The organism is Clostridium sp. C8 (assembly GCF_001010885.1).
GTDB lineage: Bacteria > Bacillota > Clostridia > Clostridiales > Clostridiaceae > Clostridium > Clostridium sartagoforme.
In genome coordinates this window covers 43,016-63,474 of the sequence record NZ_LBMX01000012.1, presented here as the reverse complement: position 1 = coordinate 63,474, position 20,459 = coordinate 43,016, and the positions used below count along the sequence as shown (strand labels likewise).

The window sequence follows — 20,459 nt, the reverse complement described above, 5'->3', positions numbered from 1 at the left end:
ACCTCTATAATACTACTTTAATTATACACTATTTTACAGTTATTAACCTTATTATGTAAATAAAAAAAGCCATAGATTATTCTATGACTATATATATTTTTTTCTTAATAATTATAAATTGTTTTCGAAAAACAATCCAAGATTTGAAAATCTATTTAGAGAATTATTATTAACTTTTATAAAATCCCAAGTTTCTTTATAACTGCCTTTAACTGAAAACTCACTATTCTGAATAAAATTTTTAAATTCTAATTCTTTACCATAATATTCATCTTCAAAATCATAAGAATATTTTGTTTTTAAACTATCATCTAAATTTTGTTCATTATGAAGAACATGTTCCAAATTACATGAAAAATAATACATACAATATGGAATTCTAGACACTTTAGAATTAGTAGATAATTTATCTAATATGCTTGTCTTTTTCCTATTTCTCTCAATAGTTAATTCTACTTTATCAGTTAACATACAATCCGATTTATAAATTATATTATTAGTACTATCTAGTTTTACAAATTCATCTTTTATATATACTCCATCTGTATCTACAAGATGAATCACTTCTAATATATCATTTTTTTTAAATTTACTTATACTTAGAAATTTATTTATTTCATCATTCACTTTTGTTATACAATTTTGAATTGTTGTATTTTTGTTTGTTGTTATATCTCCACCAACTATATGAAATCTTATATGACTATTAGAAATTAATTTAGATAATATTAATGAAAGTGAGTTTTTATCTGTAACTCCCTCAACAATGAATAGAATTACTTTTTTACTCTTCATCTAATATCCTCCCTGCCCTTCTAAATGCATAATTTATTTCATAAGTATTAGTTTCTTGATATATATCCTCTTTTTGCCCTCCTAATGAAATGACTCTTAAATAAAAGTCCCTAAGATTGTTATTACTCTTTACATTTGTTAGTTTTATATATCTATTTTTAGGATTAGTAGTTGTAAATATTATTGATTCTTTATTTAGTTTTTCCAATGCTCTAAGGTTATGAGATGTAAAAATAAATTGTCCCTTAGCATTTTCTTGTAATACATTTAAAATTTCCCCTAAAAGATATTCAAATATTCCAGCATCTAACTCATCTACAACAAGACATATATCCTTTTTATTATACATAGAGATCATTGCACTTAATATTGAAAGTATTTTTTTTATACCATCGGATTCATATCTAAGTGGAACTTTATTTTCTCCTCTTACAGATACTAATTCTACCTTTACCTTCATATCTCCATTCTCATCAAGTTGTTGTCCATAATCAATGACATCTACTATCAATCCTGGAATAATAGCATTTATAACTATATTTATCTGATTAATTATTTTTTTAAGTAAAATAAAGCTTTCTTCGCTTATGGTTGATGTACCAAATAATGTTGCATAATCTCCTGAAATAATCCTATTTTCACTTTCTAATCTAAATGTTAAAGGTAACAATTGATTCATATTTACTACACCCAACTGTTCACTTTTAATAACAAATAAATTTAACTCTGCAAATCTCTTTAAGCTATTTATTATATTAGAAAAAATTATATTTTTTTTGAATCCTTCATCAAATATTTTTATACTTCTATCGTTAAAAATAAATGATGTTCCCTTTTCTAATGCATATACTTTTGAAACACCTAAATTTACAGCATTGTTCTTATCTGAACTTATAATTTCATTATATCTAGCTATAGGCTTTATTATATTTTCATTATCCATATCAAAATCTATTATCCTAGATTTCGGTGCCCTTTTATTATCTAATATTGGTGAAAAACTTATTGTCTCTTTACTAATTTTAGCATTATTTTTATTGTCACCTTTAGTAATTTCTACTGAATAATAAACAAAGTATTTTTCATTTAATCTTTCAATAAAAAATGTAAATTGTAACACTGCTTTTTGACTCACTGAATTAATTAAATAATTCATATCCTTAGGCAATTCTTCACCTGAAAGAAGTAATTTTAATACTTCTAGTGCATCTACCAATGCTGTTTTTCCTGAACCATTTTGCCCATAAATCCCCAAAATATCATTCGCACTTCTATTTTCATTAAAATTAGCATAACTTTCTAAAGAAACTTTACCATACTCAACATTTTTAAAATTGTTCATAATAATTTCCTGTAAACGAACAACTACTTTATTCATAATAACTCCTCCAGAATTATTTTATATTATATATATCATTTTAACATATTTATATGATTAAATAATACAAAATGTTTCTTTTTTTAATTTTATTTTTATTATACCCTGATTTTAAATTTATTATACTGAATAAAAAGCCATAGATTACTCTATGACTCATTATTATTTGTTTGCTTTATATTCTTTTCTAAGGTGTTTTTCTTCATCTAATGATAAATCACACTTCTTAACAATTATTTCATATCTTAATATATATCCATTAAATTTTTAGCTATTTCTTTTTATTATATATAGATATTATTTTCCAAATGCTTTTGTTATTAAAATTTTTATCTAGCTTTTTTATTAAAGGTCTTTTTTAAAGTCTCCCACAATCCACTACCAAGCATAGCATCAGCAATATCTAGAATTTGTTGTATTAGATTTAGCACATAAGCCTTATTTTATATATGAAAAAAGCCATAGAATTTTCTATGACCTTTAGCTAGCTCTAAATTTATATAATTTATGTAATAATCAATAACTTCAATATCTTATTGAAATTATAAGTTAATTTTTGTCACTACATATTCTATTAGCATTTCAATATTCTTGCAAAGTACTATTGCTGTTGGAATATTTTCAACCACATTTTTTAATCCTAAAATACAACTTTTAATAAGTCCCTTTTTAGGTGAATTATTTGATAACTCCTGTTTTATTGTTTCAATATTTTCCTCTATCATTTCTTTTTCTTCTTCTGGAATATCATTATTTAATGATTCTTTTATTGATTTAATTAAATTACTTAATTCCTCTGTATTTATTCCATTATTTTGAACCGCATTAATTGTAGAATTATCTTTAGAAATATTAACTTGAACTCCGTTTCCACCATTAATTGTAATCATATATTTTTCCTCCTCATCATATCCCATCTCTATACCTATTTTAGTCAAATAAGCAGCAATATATTGAATCAACACTAATGTTACTCTGTTATTAAACTCTTTTACTATATCTCTATATTTATTAGAGCTCGTATATCCTCTTCCTAATTGTCCAATATCAATATTTTTATCATCAATATATTTCAAAACTGAATATACAGTAAATACTTCTTCTTCTTGCGTAATCCCTAAATCAAATATCTCTCTTCCCCAACTTAAATTTACAGAATTAACTTCCTTCTCTACATCATATTCATTTCTCTTACAAATACTAATGTAATCTTTTATTATTTCTGTTTCATCTATATACTTTAAAAATATTTTTAAAACTGATAGAAATTCATTATAAGACGCTCTAATAACCCTATTACCTACACAATGAAAATCATAAGATATTATTTTTAATTCTTTTTTATTTATATTCATAATATAACACCCCACAATAAGGACAATAACTGCCACACATTTTTATTAAAGGCTTTATTTTAGCCTCTTTCTTACAACAATTATATTTTTGTATTTCCAAGTCATCAATTACTGAAACTATAGGTAATTCCTCTTCTTCCTTTGGTCTTTTACCCGCTTTAAAAGAAATACCTTTCCCCTTAACCTTTCTTTCCCATTTCTTCATTTCTTCAAAAATACTATTCCTAAAAAAATTTTCTGCCATTTTCATTCCAAGCTCAATAACTTCTTCTGTAAAGTACTCATCCCCCCTTAAACCACAACAAGGACACCAAATTTCAATGACTTCATCTGACTCCATTTCATCAGGTATTAACTTAAAAAATTCTTTACACCATTCGCATTGTAATAATACAAAGCCCTCATTATCAGTTGGAATAGCTATTTCCATCTGTATATCTCCCATTCCCAATATCACCTACTTATATATTTTAATTAAACAGTCCTAATTTTACCTGTTAACAATTGTTGCATTAACCCCTTTTTAAGCTCTTCTAATTTTTGTTTCTTATTTTCATATTCTGTTATCTTTCTGTCAACTTCTGATAATATTGATTCTATTTCTTCTTGTTCGTTTATTGAGGGTAAACTTATCATTATTGATTCAATCTGATTAGAACTTACATTAGGTTGACCTGTTGTACTACACAGCTCACTTACCTTATTTATAAAATAATTAGATAAGCAATATTGATATAAATATTTGCCACTAACTCTATCTGAACAAATAAATCGTCCAACTCTTTGATTTAATAATGCTGGAATATCTGTTTCTTTAATTTTACATACCTTTATGCCAGATGAAATAATTGGACGTGTCATAGCAATTACTACATCATCAATATTTAATCTATACTCTGAATATTTATCTAAAAATTCTGTAGGTAAAAAATCTGTTTCACTCCATATTAGATCTTTCTGTTGCACATTAGTTATCTTAACTAAATTAATTCCATTATCTATATAATCACTACTTCTAAAAGCATATCCTCCCTGGAACTTCGCAATCTCTCCTATTTTCAATACTTCCCATTCTTCAGGAATCTCTCCAATCTCCGTATGCTTAAACTTTGTATGTCCAATCCCCTTAGTTAAAAGTTGTTGCATTAATCCATTTTTTAGTTCTTTGTTTTTTTCAATAAGTCCATCAACATTATCTATTTGCTCATCTACAGTTGAAAGAATTGAAGCTATTTTTTTTTGTTCTTTCACTGGCGGAAATACTATTGGTAAACTAAAAAATTCACTTACACTTACATTGAGTAATCCGTGATTTCTAGCTCCTTCTTGTGCTATTGATGCTATAGCATTATCAAAAATTGTATGTTCAAAAAAATGTTCATAAAAGTTATTATTCGCCAATTCATTCTTTTTCCTAAAGCATATATATAATGGTGACACTATACCTTTTTCATAATTATTTAATCTCTTTATAGCACCCATTGGATAGCCTGTTGAATAGCTTTTATTATATGCAAAATCATCTTTTTTTAATAAATAGTAATTTTCTGTATTCTTGCTAGCTATATTCTTGTTGAAGAATTTCTCTTGATTTACTAACCCCATTTGTGCAGAAATGGTTAATACATTATTACTTTCATTTTCTTTATTTTTGTCAGTAATTCTTTCAAATATATCTTCTAATTTTTTTATCTGCCATTCATCTGGAATTACTCCAAGTTCAGTCATCTTATATCCGTCTCTAATCCTATTCACTAAATCACCACCTTACAGTACATCAAATCCAAGTTCTTTTAAGTATTCACTAAGTTTATTTTTAGTTTCAGCTTCCTTCTTTTCAAGTTCTGCTATTTCTCCTAAAACTCTTTGAATATCAACTTGCTCTTCTTCTTCAGTTGTATCTACATATCTACTTATATTTAAATTACAATCATTTTCTTTAATTGTTTCAATATCTACAATTGATGCGTACTTTTCTACATCTTTAAAATTACTGAATGTATTTACTATCTTCTCTATATCCTCATTTCTTAGTACATTTTTTACCTTCTCTTTTCCAAAGTCATTACTTCCATCTATAAATAGGACTTTACCTTTTCTTTCTTCTGCTTTTGCTTTATTTAAAACAAGTATAGCTGCTGGAATTCCTGTTCCATAGAATATATTTTGTGGGATTCCTATTACTGCCTCTATTAAATCATCATTAATAAACCCTGCTCTTATTTTTCCTTCTGCTGAACCTCTGAATAATACTCCATGTGGCACTACTGATGCCATTTTCCCTTTCATATTTAAGCTTGATAACATATGCTCAACGAAGGCTAAATCTCCATAGGATTTTGGTGGGATTCCATAATTAAATCTATGGAAAGCATCACTCTCTGCTTCTTCAACTCCCCAGTTTTTCAATGAAAATGGTGGATTAGCAAGTACCTTATCAAAAACCTTTAAAGCTCCACCTTCTGTATGCTTAGGATCTCTTATAGTATCACCCTTTTGTATATCTGCTCCTTTAGCTCCATGGAATAACATATTCATTTTACATATTGCCCATGTAGAAAGGTTTATTTCTTGACCAAAAAGACTTAAGTTCTTTGGATTTCCACCATGTTTTTTAACATATTCTATACTTTGAATTAGCATACCACCTGAACCGCAAGTAGGATCATAAATTCTATCTCCTTCTTCTGGTTTTAATATATTTACTAATACTTTAACTACTTCTGTTGGTGTATAGAATTCTCCACCTTTTTTACCGCCTTGGTCTGCAAATTGTTTAATTAGATATTGATAAGCATCTCCAAGCATATCGTCTGATTCTAAGTTTGAATTTGCTAAATTTATTGTGCTAAAAAGTATTAAAAGTTGAGATAATTTCTTATCTGGTACCTTTTCCTTATCATTATAATTAGTTGTACTTAATACTCCAATAAGCTCTGAATTTTTAGGTTCATCTTCAATAGCTTTAAAAGCCTTATCTAATTCTGGTCCTATGTTTAATGTTAAATCCTTAAGCTTTGACCATCTTGCTTGTTCTGGAACAAAGAAGCTTTCATAAATAGATGAATCTTCTAAAAGTTCTTGTATTTCCTCTTTATCTAAACCATCTTCTGTGAACTCTTTCTTTCTAGCTTCTTTTTCTTCATCAAATTCATCATTTATTCTTTTTAAAAATAACATTCCAAATATGTAATCTTTGTATTCTGCACCTGTTAATTCCCCTCTTAAAATATCTGCACATTGCCAAAGTTTTGATTCTAATTCTTGTAATGTAAGTTTAGCCATAGTCATATCTCCATTCCTATTCTTTCTTAATATCACTTTATCTTAGATGTACTTGTGGACTATATAAATATATTTTATCATAAGTCCTATATCCTATGTTAATTAGATAATCATATAAAGATTTTAAATTAAATTAAGGTTGTAACTTAAACTTACACTTAAATTACAACCTTAATATTTTTTAAAATCTATCGTTCGCAACCGTTCGCTACCGTTCACGAACCGTTCTCAATCGTTCTTTAATAGTAATTTTTAAACTTCACTAGCTAATATATAACTAATTTTTGAACCTGATCCAACTTTCTTTATTAATCCTAATTTTATCAATTTATTGAATATTGATACACTTTTTGTTTTTCCAAAACCAAATGTTTCAATACATAACTTAGTAGTTATAAATATATTTTTATTTATAAAATCTAAAACTATCTTTTCATCTAATGACAATTCTACGTCATTTTCCTCACAACACTCATTATTCTCAATAAATTCATACTTAAATACATCACTTAAATAGTATTTTGTACCTCTTCCTATACCATCAGTCTCTAAGTATTCTTTATCAACTAAAGATGTTAGTATTTTACTACTATTTCTAGAATGAGTATCAAGTAATTGTTGAAGTCTATTATTAGTTACATATCCTTCTTGATGTGCTGCTACTAATGCCACTACTTTTTCTCTACTTAACTCATTGTATTTATTCTTCAATGCTGATTTAATCAAAGTTATACTTTCTTCTGGTAACATAGACACTGTTCTTAATGTTAATTCTATTCTATCTGGATTATATAATTCTTCTAAGTCTGGTGCTAGCCATTCTTGTTCTTTCCATGCTAATTGAATATTTTCAAGACCTGATCCTGCTCTTTCTCCAACACCTAAAAGATTAAACATTTTAAATATATTTTCATTCCTTGGATCACTAACTCCACCTTTTAATGCTTCTTCTCTAGTAATTCTTAAACTTCCAGGATTACTAACTTTAAAGAAAGTTTTTCCTTTCTCTATAACAATACCTCTCGGAAGTCTATAATCTGCATGTATCAAAGCATTTGCAACAGCCTCTCTCACAGCCTCATGTACTCTTGTGTCCTCGTGTCTTATCCCATTAATAATTTTAAAGGGTATATTCAAATTATCTGTTATTTTATTTACTATCTTAAAGTAAAAATCAAATATATTCCCACTCCATGTTCCTTCTGATGATATAAGTCTATAGTCCCATCTCACTTCTTCTGATATTTTTTCTCTATAATCTAAAAAGTATTTAGGAAATTCATCTGTTATGGTTCTTTCTTCTCCAAACATTAAAAGCCCTGCTGCAGTTATTCCCTCTTTACCACTTTTTCTATCCTTATCATAAGCTCCTAACTTATATAAAAAGGCTTTATCATCAAGTGCTATCCATGGATGATTTGGTTTTACTGCTCTTAATCTATTTCTAAAACTATCAATAGTATCTTTATTTAAATCCTCCATAGAGAATCCATCTAAAATAATACTATCTTGTGATTCATCTAACTGATCAGCTATCATTCTCTTTATCTCTTCTATAGAACATTTATAATCTCCTGAATGATTTCTCCTATAAGTTCCTGCATGCTTACTTTCATTAAAAGGATTTTCACCTATATAAACTGGTCTTTCTCTTCTTTCTGCTTTTGGAACATTAATTAATATTATTTTCTTATTATGGACTTCTTTTATAGTAATTAGTGAATTATTTAATATGTTAGAGCTTACTTTTTTAGGATTATTTAAATTATCCCATAAATCTTTAAGTATATTATCAGGATTTTCTATTCCTGTAACACTAAATACACCCTTCTTTTCTTTTATTCCTAATAAAATAGTTCCTCCATTTGTATTGGAAAATGCAGAATAAGTTTCCCACAAATCCTTTGGTAACCCTCCGGATGCTTCTTTACATTCTATTTCTTCATTCTCAACTATTGAATATATATCTATCTCCAATATAATTCACCTCTTTCCTAAAACTCTTTTATTCTTATACTATTGATTATAGACTAGTTTTTATTAATTTAAAATTTATTTAATAATATTTAACAGGTTTATTTGACATGCAAAAAAAGAGTTATTGCTAGCTTATTCTTTCGCTACTAATGCAATAACTCTTTTTTGTAATTTAAAATTTAAAATTAAGAAATAAATTCAGCTAAGCTAAATTTAAATATTATATCAAAATTCCTATGGAATTTTTTCCTTAACTCTTTCACTCTTTCATTTTTCACTCTAAATGTAGTCTTCATATTCAGGTTTATTAGTCAAATCATTTAACAAGTGCTTTATTTCTTGGTCCTTATTCTTGTCCATTATCAATATAACATCACCTGCATCTACTATAACTAAGTCCTTTATTCCAAGACCTATTATTAAATTTTTATCTCCAAATATTGCACAATTTTCACTATCTTGAAGATATACATTATTACTTATTTTATTATTTTTCTCTTCTTCTAAATATCTGCTCAGGGCTGAAAAACTGCCTATATCATCCCATATAAAATCACTTTTTATTACAAAAGCTTTTCTTGTTTTTTGCATAATCCCAAAGTCTATTGATATTCCATCTATTAATGAATATTGCTCATTAATAACTTCTTCCTCGTCTTCTTCCCCAATATGCTTGTATATTTCCATTAGTGATTTATATAATTGTGGTAAATATTTTTCTATTTCTCTTAATATTACATCTGCTCTAAATACAAACATTCCTGAATTCCATAAATAAGTTCCTTTTAATAAAAAGTCTTTTGCAACTTCAATATTTGGCTTTTCAGTAAATCTAGCAACTTTATAAGTCGGTATTTCAGATGACTGAATCCTTTGCCCCATTTCAATATATCCATATCCAGTCTCAGCTCTTGTTGGAGTTATCCCTAGCGTAACTATACCTCTTCTTTTATTTGCTATATCTACAGCCTGTGCTAATGTTTCTATATAAACCTTCTCATACTCTATATGGTGATCAGAAGGTAACACAACCAGAATGGCATCTCCATCTTTTTTTAAAAGTTTAACGGCAGATAAACCTATACAAGTTGCAGTTTCTTTGTTTTGTGGTTCTGTAAAAATATTATTTGGATTTATATTGTGTAATTCACCTTTTATTTTGTCCTCATAATCTTTGTTAGTAACCACATAAATATTATCCTTCTTAATTAAAGGAGAAACTCTATCTACTGTATTTTGTAGAAAACTTTTGTTATTTATAACTTTTAAAAATTGTTTAGGCTTACTTGATCTCGATAAAGGATAAAGTCTTGTACCTTTTCCCCCTGCTAATATTAGCCCGTATATCAATAACTTCAACTCCATGTAAATACTATATTATATCTTATGCCAGTTATTTTTTTTTGTGAAATTTTTAAAATTAACAACAATTTTTTTATTTATATTGACATTTTTAAATAAAAATTTTATAATGACTTTATAATATAATATTTCCATTAAGAGGGAGTAGTAAAAAATATAACATCAACATTCGCGGCCTTTTGGTCTGGTGTTATATACCATCTTGGTTACGAGACTTTTAATACAATTTTTAACACAGTGAAAATTGTATTAAGAGTCTCTTTTTGTTTGTAGGCTCATATATTTCTAGGTTAATTTTTAAAATTAAAACACAAAATACTACTATTAAATAGTTTGGAGGAGTTATTATGGAAAGATTTTTTTCAAAATCATATGAAGATGTATTAAAGCAATTTAATGTCTCTAAAAGTGGTTTAAGTGAAAATCAAGTAAAAGAAAATTTGGACAAATACGGTTATAATCAATTAACTGAAAAGAAAAAACAAACTGTTATGCAAGTCTTTCTAAGTCAATTTAAGGATTTACTTGTAATAATACTAATTATTGCAGCTATAATTTCTATGGCAACTGGAAATGTTGAAAGTACGTTAGTTATTTTTGCTGTTATTATTCTTAACGCAATTTTAGGCACTGTTCAACATTTTAAAGCAGAACAATCATTAGATAGTTTAAAAGCATTATCTGCTCCATCTGCTAAAGTTTATAGAAATGGAAAGAAGATTGAAATTCAATCTAAAGAAATTGTACCTGGAGATATATTAATTTTAGAAGCTGGTGATATGGTTGCCGCTGATGGTAGAATAGTTGAAAACTTCTCCCTTCAAGTAAATGAAAGTTCATTAACTGGTGAATCTGAAAGTGTTAATAAATTTATTGATGAAATTAAAGAAGAAGAAATCGCCTTAGGTGATCAAAAAAATATGGTTTTCTCAGGTTCTTTAGTTACTTATGGTAGAGCCTTAGTTGTTATTACTGGCACAGGAATGAATACTGAAATAGGTAAAATTGCCCATTTAATGGAAGAAACTCAAGAAAAGCAAACACCACTACAAGTTAGTTTAGATGATTTCAGTAAAAAATTAGCTATAGGAATTTTAGTTGTTTGTGCTATTGTATTTGCATTAAGTTTATATAGGGGAGTATCTATTTTAGATTCACTTATGTTTGCTGTTGCTTTAGCTGTTGCTGCTATTCCTGAAGCATTAAGCTCAATAGTTACAATTGTACTAGCCTTAGGAACTCAAAAGATGGCTAAAGAAAATGCTATTGTAAAAAAACTTAGAGCTGTTGAAGGCTTAGGTTCAGTATCAGTTATTTGTTCTGATAAAACTGGTACATTAACCCAAAATAAAATGACTGTAAAAAAAGTTTATTTTGATAATAAATTAATTGATGGTGAAGAAGTAGACTTAAATGATGAGTTAGGAAATTATTTAATTAGTAGTTCAATTTTATGTAATGATTCTACATCTAAAAACGGAGTTGAAATAGGTGATCCAACAGAAGTTGCTTTAGTTAATTTAGGACATAAATTATCTTTAGATGAACTGAATTTAAGAAAATCATATGGTAGATTAGGTGAATTACCATTTGATTCTGATAGAAAACTTATGAGTACTCTTCATAAGTTTGATAATAAAAACTTAATGTTCACTAAAGGTGCTTTTGATGTATTACTAGATAGAATTGTAAAAATCAAAACTTCTACTGGTGTACGAGAAATAACATATGAAGATAAACAAAATATAATAAATGCAAATAAACAATTATCACAAAGTGGATTAAGAGTTTTAGCTTTTGCTTATAAAGAATTTGCAAATCCTGAATTCTTATCATTAGAAGATGAAAATAATTATACCTTTATAGGTCTTATTTCAATGATAGATCCTCCTAGAGAAGAATCTGCTGAAGCTGTTAAAGACTGTATAACAGCTGGGATAAAGCCAGTTATGATTACAGGTGATCACAAAATAACTGCATCTGCCATTGCAAAGCAAATAGGTATTCTAAGAGATGGAGATAGAGCTATTGAAGGAATAGAACTAGATAAAATGTCAGATGATGAATTAAAGAGTAACATAGAAAATATCGCCGTTTATGCTAGAGTTTCTCCTGAACATAAGATAAGAATAGTTAGAGCATGGCAAGAAAAAGATGAAATAGTTGCTATGACTGGTGATGGAGTTAATGATGCTCCTGCACTTAAACAAGCTGATATAGGAATTGCAATGGGTATTACAGGAACAGAAGTCTCAAAAGATGCTGCTTCAGTAATATTAACAGATGATAATTTTGCTACAATAGTTAAGTCTGTAGCTAACGGTAGAAATATCTATAAGAATATAAAGAACTCTATTAAATTCTTATTATCAGGTAACACTTCCGGTATATTATCAGTATTATATACTTCATTAATGGCTTTACCAATGCCATTCCATGCAGTACATTTACTATTTATAAACTTATTAACTGATAGTTTACCTGCAATTGCAATAGGTATGGAAAAGTCTAAGAAAGATTTATTAAAGGATAAACCTAGATCAAGAAATTCATCTATATTATCAAAAGACTTTATATCTGAAATTGCTATTGAAGGTTTAATAATTGCTGTATTTACTTTATTCGCATTTTATATGGGTCTAAAAACTAATGAGGCTATAGCATCTACAATGGCTTTCTCAACACTTTGTTTAGCTAGATTATTCCATGGATTCAATTGTAGAGGTGATAAATCAATATTCTCAATAGGCTTATTTTCAAATAGATTTAGTTGGATGGCATTTGGTGTAGGTGTACTATTATTAAACTTAGTATTATTTGTACCATTTCTTCAAAAATTATTTGAAGTATCCAATTTAACTGGTTCACAAATTGGTTATATATATTTATTTGCTTTTATACCAACACTAATTATTCAAATAGCTAAAGTAATATTAGATGTTATAAAAAGTAGAAAAGATAATAATATTAATTCTTCACATGAAAAAGAAGAAGTTGAAAAAGTTGCTTAATTAAATTTAAATTCTATAAAAAACAGTTTGTACTTGGTACAAGCTGTTTTTTTATCCAATTTTCTCTTTAAATTCTTGCATATCATAAGGTATTTCAAATTCTGGCATTCCTGCTACATAAGGAGCTATCTCATAATAAGGAAAATATATTATTATCTTATTATTTTTAATATAAAAACTTTGATTATCTTTAATTCCATTAAATCCTTCTTTTCCAGTAAAATAATAATCAGGATGTTTGTTTATCTCTTTTTGTATTAATTCATTTATATTTTTTTTATAATCATATCCAACTTTAAATAAGTCTTTCAATTCAATTTTCTTTCCTGATTTAATATCTATGTTATAAGATTTTCTAGTTGTAATTCCATGTGCCCCACCACTAAATTGATAGTAATCTATATAAAAACTTAATATAGCTTCATTATTAGTTAATGTATATTTTGCATTCAATTCATATGGAATTGTTGGAGTTAAATCCTCACTAGTTTCTTTAACTTCGTTTATCCAGCTATCAGTCCAATCACTTATTTCATTGTTGATAACTTTTTCGTCATTTTCATTGATTAATCCTACTATTTGAGGAATATCGACATCAATATTTACAAATTTTAAATTTTTCTTTATTATTTTATCCACAAGTTTCGGATTTTCGACAGCATCTCTGTTTAAATTTATTAACAGTGCCTGTGGACAAATGTGGACAATTTCTAATACTACTAGAACAGTTATTAATATTTTATAAACCTTATTCATATGTATATCTCCTATTTCTATAAATATATATAATTTTCAGTTTTTTTCAAATTATTTTTATATTATATTATCTACAATACTGTTAATAATTATTAACAATACTTTCAACATAATTTACACAAGTTATCCACATGGACATGTGGATTATGTGTGTAACATACGAATTTTTATTATAATTTACTATTTTTTGTTCATAAAAAAGTTGACAAGTCCTTTTACAAAGCCACTTTGCTCCCTGTGGATAACTTTTTTGATTTTTTATCATATTTTAATAGGGAGATACTAATTGCTTGCTTCACCTACTGGTTCTAAGCATAGCAACTAATATCTCCCTACTTATCAAATTCTTTTGTTTTTCCTGATGTACTTATTAAATTATTTAGTCCCTTAAGCTCATCTGAAGTTAAGTTTCTCCACTCTCCAATTTTTAATGTTTCTAAATTTATGTTCATTATTCTTATTCTATTTAGTTTAACTACATTATATCCTAAAGCTTCACACATTCTCCTTATTTGCCTATTCATTCCCTGCGTTAATATTATTCTAAATGTGTTCTTATTTTCTTTTATAACAATACATTTTTTAGTTACTGTCCCTAATATTCTAACTCCACTTGACATAGATTTTATAAAATTATCATCAATTGGTTTATTTACAGTAACTATATATTCCTTTTCATGATTATTTCCAGCTCTTAATATCTTATTAACTATATCTCCATCATTTGTCAAAAGTATTAGTCCCTGTGAATCTTTATCTAATCTTCCAATTGGGAAAATTCTTTTTTTATGATTTATAAAATCTACTATATTTCCTTTTACCTTTTTTTCAGTAGTACATGTAATACCTACCGGTTTATTTAAAGCAATATATACTAATTCATCTACTTTCTTTATAGGTTTTCCATCTACCTTTACATCTGCCGTTTCTTTAACTTTGGTTCCCATAACTGCATTTATACCATCTACAGTTACTCTCCCAGCTTCTATTAGTTTATCAGCTTCTCTTCTTGAACAAAATCCTGTTTCGCTTATAAACTTATTTAGTCTTATTTCAGCTCCTCTATCACTGTGTATTATTACATATTTATCTTCATTATTCTTTTGCTTCATTATTCTCACCTTTATAAATTTTAAGGGCTTACCTTATGTTCATCCCCTGAATTATTTAACCTAACTTGAATTTCTTTCTCTTTAATAAAACTTTCTGTATCTTTTAAAGCATCATAGCTTAATGGTGTTCCTGTTACAGTAACTATTACTCCTGATTCTGGAATCATTTCATTATTAATAGCATAATTTAATATATTCTTTACTGAATCATCTATATTGGCATTATTAACATTTAGTTCAAGTAACATATTATTTCCTTTTTCAGTTTTACTGTAAGCATCTACTATTCTATCAAATCTATTTACCTCTAATGTGATTTCTGATGTAGTTTCTATAACTATAGTTTTATCAATTGATTTATATTTAAACGCACCTATAATAATTACTAATACAAATAAACTAAGTAGTATTGAAAGCTGTAATTTGTACTTTTTTATAGTAACAGCTTCTACACTAACAAAATCCTCTCCTATATTATTATCTTTTCCAGCTTTAACTTTTATAAACTCACCTTTAGATGTTAATATTATAGCACTTCTAAAGTTCTTACTAATTATAATTCCTCTATGTTCAGTTTCTTTCATAATTTGAGATATTTCATCTACACCAAGGATATTAATAGCCTCTACTATTTGTATATATTCCTGGATATATTTATAGTTAGGATTAGACAATATAACAACATAAGTTATAATATATTCTTTCCAAGTTTGAAGAAATTCCTTTTCTATTGGTGTTCTTTTAAGAATTCTATTAATTGGGAACTTTCTAGTTGTATTTAGATATTCAAATAATTCTACATCTTCTATTATAAAATAAGCTATATTCAAAATTTTATTTCTTATAGTGTACGATACCTTTTCATGTATTAAATCTTTTATAAGTATCTTATAATTTAAAAGATCCTCACTTAATTTTTCTATTTCTTCTGCTCTTTTCTCTATTACTTCTTCTAAAGCTACACTTGATGGAGATTTAGTCGAAAATTTATATTTATCACTTTGAAAATCGCTCATTATTATCCTCCGTTTTATAAATCCTTAGTTTCTATAAGATTACCTTTTACTATAACCCTTTCTTTTGCTCCAACAGTACAGGTTACTAATGTAATAGTAGCTTCACTGGTATTATCAAGCACTTCCACATTGCTTGGATCAACTATGAAGTTATCCGTAATTTCATATATATATTCTTTCTTATTAGCTTTAACTAGTATTTTGTCTCCCTTTTCTACCTTATATAAGTTTACAAAGGCTTCTGAATAATCAGATACTCTATGGCCTGCAACTGCAAAATTGCCTTTTTCACCCGGTCCTGCCGAATCTGCAAAATGACCCAAATAATATTGTAGAATATCATCAGTTATACCTTCTACTAGTCCTTGAGATAGATTTATACTAGGAATTTCAATTAAAGCAATTGGTTTGTATCCATTAATAGATTTTTCTTCTGTACCATCTTCCTTGCTCTTTGGTTCTTCATTTATGACTTCTTCTAAAATATTTTGAAGTTCTTTTTGCCTTTTAGATGTTTCAATTTTTTTGTAAGCAATTGATGCAATTAATGCTAGTCCAACTATAATTAAAACAACGCCTATAAGCCTTCTGATTTTTTCTCCCATATTTCTCATCTCCCAATAAACATTTATAATAATTCATCATATATTATAACATAAAGACTATACTTTTAATATAATTGTGTCTCTTATATCCATTAATATTTTAGGAGTAACTTATGAATAGGAAAATAATTTATGTCGATTTTGTTTTTAAGCGTCGAAAACTTTCTTCTAGAACTATCCATTTTATTTATAAACTCAAAGTTAAATTAAAGCATTTGTTTAATAAAATATTTAAAAATAGAAAGAGAAAAATTAATTCTAATATTTATCCTTTTAAAAAAGTACTATAGATATAATAAAAAATTTATATAATATTTAAAAATAGTTATAAAAAAATATATATCATCTCATATATTTATATTATTAATTAAACCATATCTATTTTTAATATTTATGGTAAAATAACTCTATAATTATTTTAGAGGTGATAAAGTGAGGATAGGATTAGGATACGATGTACATCGTTTAGTTGAAGGAAGGGATTTAATAATAGGTGGTGTTAATATTCCTTATGAAAAGGGGTTACTAGGTCATTCAGATGCTGATGTTCTACTTCATGCAATTATGGACTCATTACTTGGTGCCTCAGCTCTTGGTGATATTGGAAAACATTTTCCCGATACAGATCCAAGGTTTAAAGGAATATCAAGTATAAAGCTATTAGAAGAGGTAGGGAAACTACTTTCTGTTAATGGATATTCTATTAACAATATAGACGCAACTATTATTGCTCAAAAACCTAAAATGGCTCCTTTCATTCAACAAATGAGAGAAAACATAGCAAATGCACTAAATATTAATTTAAACCAAATAAATGTCAAGGCAACTACTGAAGAAGGCCTTGGATTTACTGGAAATGGTGAAGGAATTTCTTCTCAAAGCATATGTTTGTTACAATTGACAATTAACGATTAACAATTTACAGTTTAGGAAATAACTCAAACAATTGAGTTATGGGAGTGAAAAGTGAAAGAGTGAAGATTGCATTTAAAATAAAATCTTCACTCTTTCACTAAAAGAAAAGTATGGCTTTTTTATTTAGCCATACTTTTCTTTTTCTGGTTTATATTTTAATTTTACAATAGCCTTATTTATTTCTCCAATGTATGTATATAGATATTATAGCACATATCCCCATAAGATAAGGATAAAATAAAAATTTCATTATTGCAAATGGTGATAAAGCGGCAAGTCCTGCTGCTGAAATTAATTGTGCACCATATGGTATCACTCCTTGAAACACGCATGCAAACATATCCATTATGCCTGCAACTCTTTTGGGTTCTAAATCAAATTCATTTGAAATATCTTTCGCTATAGGTCCTACAGTCACAATTGCAACAGTATTATTAGCTGTACAAATATCAACTAAACTAACTAATGTTGCAATACCGTATTCGGCTCCCCTCTTAGTTTTGAAGTTTTTTAATCCTTTATTAATAATAAAATCTATTCCACCATTAAAATTAATAAGTTCTATTGTTCCTGCTATAAGAATTGAAATTATTATTAGTTCACTCATACCTAATATTCCTGAGGATATAGAGTTAAATAATCCTATAAGATTAAAACTTCCAAGAATAAATCCTATTATTCCTGAGGATAAAATACCAAGTAATAATACTATAATTACATTTACTCCAATTAATGATGTTACTATTACAATTATATATGGTAAAATTTTAAACAAATTAAATTCTAAGGCTTCTAAATTTACAACTGTTGCACTCTTAGTTAGCAACATAAGTATTATTGCAGTTATGATTGCAGCTGGAAGTACTATAATAAAGTTCATTTTAAATTTATCTTTCATCTCACAACCTTGTGTTCTAGTAGCAGCTATAGTTGTATCTGATATTATAGAAAGGTTATCTCCGAACATCGCTCCACTAACCACCGCTCCTGTAGCTAAAGCTGTTGCTATTCCAGTTTTATCTGCTATTCCAACAGCTATTGGTACTAGCGCAACAATAGTTCCCATTGATGTTCCTATAGATAATGATATGAAACATCCTATAATAAATATTCCTGGAATTAAAAGACTACTTGGCAGTAAAGAAAGTCCTAAATTAACAGTAGAATCTACTGCTCCCATATCCTTTGCTACTTTTGCAAAAGCTCCTGCTAATATAAATATAATTACCATAAGTAAAATATTGGTATTTCCTGCACCTCTACAAAATATATCTACTTTCTCATCAAACTTTACTTTTTTATTCATAATTAATGCTGTTAAAGCTGCTGCTAGGAAAGGGATTAGTATAGATACAGCATAAAAATCTTTTGCAATTATTGATGTTCCTAAATAAACTAATAGAAATACTCCCAATGGAAGTAAAGCCAGCCCATTACCTTTGTTATTCAAAATTCTTTTCTCTCCTTTTTGATATTAAATAATTTGTATGCATTTTTAGTTTAAATTAAAAAAAGCTTCTGCAAGAATACAGAAGCTTTGATTACACATATAAAAAGTCATAATTCGCCTCTTATCTATCAGGATATCCTGCAGGATTTAGCACCTTAAGAATTAATTAAAATCCTTGGTTGCTGGGCTTCAAAGGGCCAGTCCCTCCACCACTCTTGATAAGACTTTTAAATTTTGCATTATTATAGTATCAGCTTAAATTTATATTGTCAACAGTTATATTTTCCCTCACAATATATTACGATTATATATTTCTACAAACAATTAAAGTTATACGCAAAATATAATTGATTTAAACATAAAAAAGAGATTACATAGTAATCTCTTTGGTGCGTTATCAGGGGATCGAACCCGGGACACCCTGATTAAGAGTCAGGTGCTCTACCAACTGAGCTAATAACGCATATGGAGCGGGTGATGAGAATCGAACTCACGTAACTTGCTTGGAAGGCAAGGGCTCTACCATTGAGCTACACCCGCATATATTATTGACAATAATAATTATATAATTTCTAAATAATACTGTCAATAATAAATTTTAGTCTTAAATTATTTCTGTAAGTGATTTTAATAGAATATCTTTAAACTTTTCTCCATCACTTTTACTTTTGTCAGCTTTTTCACATATGTTTTTCCATTCAGAAATACTTATACCTGTTCGCTCCTTAAACTCACTATCATTTGTTGTCATATAACTTGAGTTTACAACAAATTCCCCTAAGTCTTTTGGAGTATTAAATATCTTTAAGTATAAAAACTCCTTATTGTCTCCATACCAAGTTCTATTAAAATCTCTTGCAAATCTTTGAAGAGCTCTAATTAATTTATCCTTGGATAAAACCCAACATTCCTTTATCATTTTCACATGTCTTCGCATATTATCTGCTTCTTCTCTTGATATTTTTTTATTTTTTTCTCCATCTGAGATTATTCTGTCCACTGGGATATTCGGAACATTAATTACCATTCTCTCTTTTCCATATATCCATTTATAAAATGCCTCTTGCAAAAATGAGTATTGGATATATCCTAATAGCATCTTTTCATTAGGAAAATATGCCCATATATTACTAAGTCCATTATTCTTACAAAAAACTAATGTATGGATATATATACTCTTTTCATTAGGTAATTTATCCATAAACATATGACCTCTTATAGTTTTATTTTCGTTAATTAATTCTTCCCAGTAATCAAATGAATCATAATTATGTCTCACTGTATCACCTTTCTTTCACCTACATAGTATAATATATTATACATATATAATATACTATACGTACATTATATAGTATGTTATACCATCTTTTCAAGTACTTTTAAAGAATATAACAAAGTAAATTAAAACACTTTCTAAATTTAATTTTCTGACAATATAGATA

Annotated in this window: 16 protein-coding genes, 2 tRNA genes and 1 riboswitch; of the genes, 2 read left to right on the top strand and 16 right to left on the bottom strand. The window is 27.4% G+C overall.

What is annotated here, in order from left to right:
- Positions 1-111: 111 nt before the first annotated feature.
- The 8 genes from AAT22_RS02085 to AAT22_RS02050 all read right to left on the bottom strand — a co-directional run bounded on the left by AAT22_RS02085 (position 112) and on the right by AAT22_RS02050 (position 10,140).
- A complete protein-coding gene (locus AAT22_RS02085; RefSeq protein WP_047000069.1) occupies positions 112-795 on the bottom strand; it encodes a hypothetical protein in 684 nt (227 codons plus the stop codon).
- The gene (locus AAT22_RS02080; RefSeq protein WP_047000068.1) at positions 785-2,173 is read right to left on the bottom strand and encodes an AAA family ATPase; all 1,389 of its coding nucleotides are present in this window, start codon (positions 2,171-2,173) and stop codon (positions 785-787) included. The genes AAT22_RS02085 and AAT22_RS02080 overlap by 11 nt, the downstream gene beginning before the upstream one ends.
- A gap of 542 nt (positions 2,174-2,715) precedes the next feature.
- Positions 2,716-3,528 (bottom strand): hypothetical protein, encoded by an 813-nt coding sequence (locus tag AAT22_RS02075; RefSeq protein ID WP_047000067.1) that lies wholly within the window; start codon positions 3,526-3,528, stop codon positions 2,716-2,718.
- Positions 3,515-3,973 carry a hypothetical protein gene (locus AAT22_RS02070; RefSeq protein WP_047000066.1) on the bottom strand — a complete coding sequence of 153 codons (459 nt, stop codon included), beginning with the start codon at positions 3,971-3,973 and terminating at the stop codon, positions 3,515-3,517. Before AAT22_RS02070 ends, AAT22_RS02075 begins: the two co-directional genes overlap by 14 nt.
- 29 nt (positions 3,974-4,002) lie before the next feature.
- Positions 4,003-5,283, bottom strand: coding sequence for a restriction endonuclease subunit S (locus tag AAT22_RS18500; RefSeq protein WP_052953885.1), 1,281 nt, complete (start codon positions 5,281-5,283; stop codon positions 4,003-4,005).
- A gap of 12 nt (positions 5,284-5,295) precedes the next feature.
- Entirely contained in the window at positions 5,296-6,813 is a 1,518-nt protein-coding gene (locus tag AAT22_RS02060) for a type I restriction-modification system subunit M (RefSeq protein ID WP_047000065.1), read from the bottom strand.
- A 252-nt stretch (positions 6,814-7,065) separates the two neighbouring features.
- A complete protein-coding gene (locus AAT22_RS02055) occupies positions 7,066-8,790 on the bottom strand; it encodes an RNA-binding domain-containing protein (RefSeq protein WP_156174269.1) in 1,725 nt (574 codons plus the stop codon).
- A gap of 279 nt (positions 8,791-9,069) precedes the next feature.
- Positions 9,070-10,140, bottom strand: coding sequence for a mannose-1-phosphate guanylyltransferase (locus AAT22_RS02050; RefSeq protein WP_047000063.1), 1,071 nt, complete (start codon positions 10,138-10,140; stop codon positions 9,070-9,072).
- Positions 10,141-10,499: 359 nt separating this feature from the next.
- Here AAT22_RS02050 and AAT22_RS02045 point away from each other — a divergent pair, with 359 nt between their 5' ends.
- Complete coding sequence (locus AAT22_RS02045; protein WP_047000062.1) at positions 10,500-13,163, top strand: cation-translocating P-type ATPase; 2,664 nt, start codon at positions 10,500-10,502, stop codon at positions 13,161-13,163.
- Positions 13,164-13,214: 51 nt separating this feature from the next.
- Here the strand turns inward: AAT22_RS02045 and AAT22_RS02040 are convergent, their stop codons facing one another.
- From AAT22_RS02040 to AAT22_RS02025, 4 genes are all read right to left on the bottom strand, one after another.
- Positions 13,215-13,919: a DUF3298 and DUF4163 domain-containing protein gene (locus tag AAT22_RS02040; protein WP_052953884.1), complete on the bottom strand. Its 705-nt coding sequence runs from the start codon at positions 13,917-13,919 to the stop codon at positions 13,215-13,217.
- Positions 13,920-14,251: 332 nt separating this feature from the next.
- Complete coding sequence (rluF, locus tag AAT22_RS02035; protein ID WP_016205778.1) at positions 14,252-15,031, bottom strand: 23S rRNA pseudouridine(2604) synthase RluF; 780 nt, start codon at positions 15,029-15,031, stop codon at positions 14,252-14,254.
- A gap of 20 nt (positions 15,032-15,051) precedes the next feature.
- Positions 15,052-16,047: an anti-sigma factor domain-containing protein gene (locus tag AAT22_RS02030; RefSeq protein WP_016205779.1), complete on the bottom strand. Its 996-nt coding sequence runs from the start codon at positions 16,045-16,047 to the stop codon at positions 15,052-15,054.
- 14 nt (positions 16,048-16,061) lie between these two features.
- Entirely contained in the window at positions 16,062-16,652 is a 591-nt protein-coding gene (locus AAT22_RS02025) for a class D sortase (protein ID WP_047000061.1), read from the bottom strand.
- Between the two features lie 432 nt (positions 16,653-17,084).
- On the opposite strand from AAT22_RS02025, the gene ispF reads away from it, so the two are divergent.
- Positions 17,085-17,567, top strand: coding sequence for a 2-C-methyl-D-erythritol 2,4-cyclodiphosphate synthase (gene ispF / locus AAT22_RS02020; RefSeq protein WP_047000060.1), 483 nt, complete (start codon positions 17,085-17,087; stop codon positions 17,565-17,567).
- Positions 17,568-17,739: 172 nt separating this feature from the next.
- On the opposite strand, the gene AAT22_RS02015 is transcribed toward ispF, so the two are convergent.
- The 4 genes from AAT22_RS02015 to AAT22_RS02000 form a co-directional block, all read right to left on the bottom strand.
- Positions 17,740-19,017 carry a Na+/H+ antiporter NhaC family protein gene (locus tag AAT22_RS02015; protein WP_047000059.1) on the bottom strand — a complete coding sequence of 426 codons (1,278 nt, stop codon included), beginning with the start codon at positions 19,015-19,017 and terminating at the stop codon, positions 17,740-17,742.
- A 118-nt stretch (positions 19,018-19,135) separates the two neighbouring features.
- A riboswitch (SAM riboswitch) is annotated at positions 19,136-19,242 on the bottom strand.
- A 162-nt stretch (positions 19,243-19,404) separates the two neighbouring features.
- Positions 19,405-19,480, bottom strand: a tRNA-Lys gene (locus AAT22_RS02010).
- Between the two features lie 3 nt (positions 19,481-19,483).
- A tRNA-Gly gene (locus AAT22_RS02005) sits at positions 19,484-19,557 on the bottom strand.
- A gap of 64 nt (positions 19,558-19,621) precedes the next feature.
- Positions 19,622-20,296, bottom strand: a complete 675-nt coding sequence (locus AAT22_RS02000; protein WP_016205783.1) for a hypothetical protein — start codon at positions 20,294-20,296, stop codon at positions 19,622-19,624.
- Positions 20,297-20,459 lie beyond the last annotated feature (163 nt).

Coding starts and splice junctions, on each gene's coding strand:
- AAT22_RS02085 (WP_047000069.1), bottom strand. CDS start 795: ATGAAGAGTAAAAAAGTAATTCTATTCATTGTTGAGGGAGTTACAGAT.
- AAT22_RS02080 (WP_047000068.1), bottom strand. CDS start 2,173: ATGAATAAAGTAGTTGTTCGTTTACAGGAAATTATTATGAACAATTTT.
- AAT22_RS02075 (WP_047000067.1), bottom strand. CDS start 3,528: ATGAATATAAATAAAAAAGAATTAAAAATAATATCTTATGATTTTCAT.
- AAT22_RS02070 (WP_047000066.1), bottom strand. CDS start 3,973: ATGGGAGATATACAGATGGAAATAGCTATTCCAACTGATAATGAGGGC.
- AAT22_RS02060 (WP_047000065.1), bottom strand. CDS start 6,813: ATGGCTAAACTTACATTACAAGAATTAGAATCAAAACTTTGGCAATGT.
- AAT22_RS02045 (WP_047000062.1), top strand. CDS start 10,500: ATGGAAAGATTTTTTTCAAAATCATATGAAGATGTATTAAAGCAATTT.
- AAT22_RS02040 (WP_052953884.1), bottom strand. CDS start 13,919: ATGAATAAGGTTTATAAAATATTAATAACTGTTCTAGTAGTATTAGAA.
- rluF (WP_016205778.1), bottom strand. CDS start 15,031: ATGAAGCAAAAGAATAATGAAGATAAATATGTAATAATACACAGTGAT.
- AAT22_RS02030 (WP_016205779.1), bottom strand. CDS start 16,047: ATGAGCGATTTTCAAAGTGATAAATATAAATTTTCGACTAAATCTCCA.
- AAT22_RS02025 (WP_047000061.1), bottom strand. CDS start 16,652: ATGGGAGAAAAAATCAGAAGGCTTATAGGCGTTGTTTTAATTATAGTT.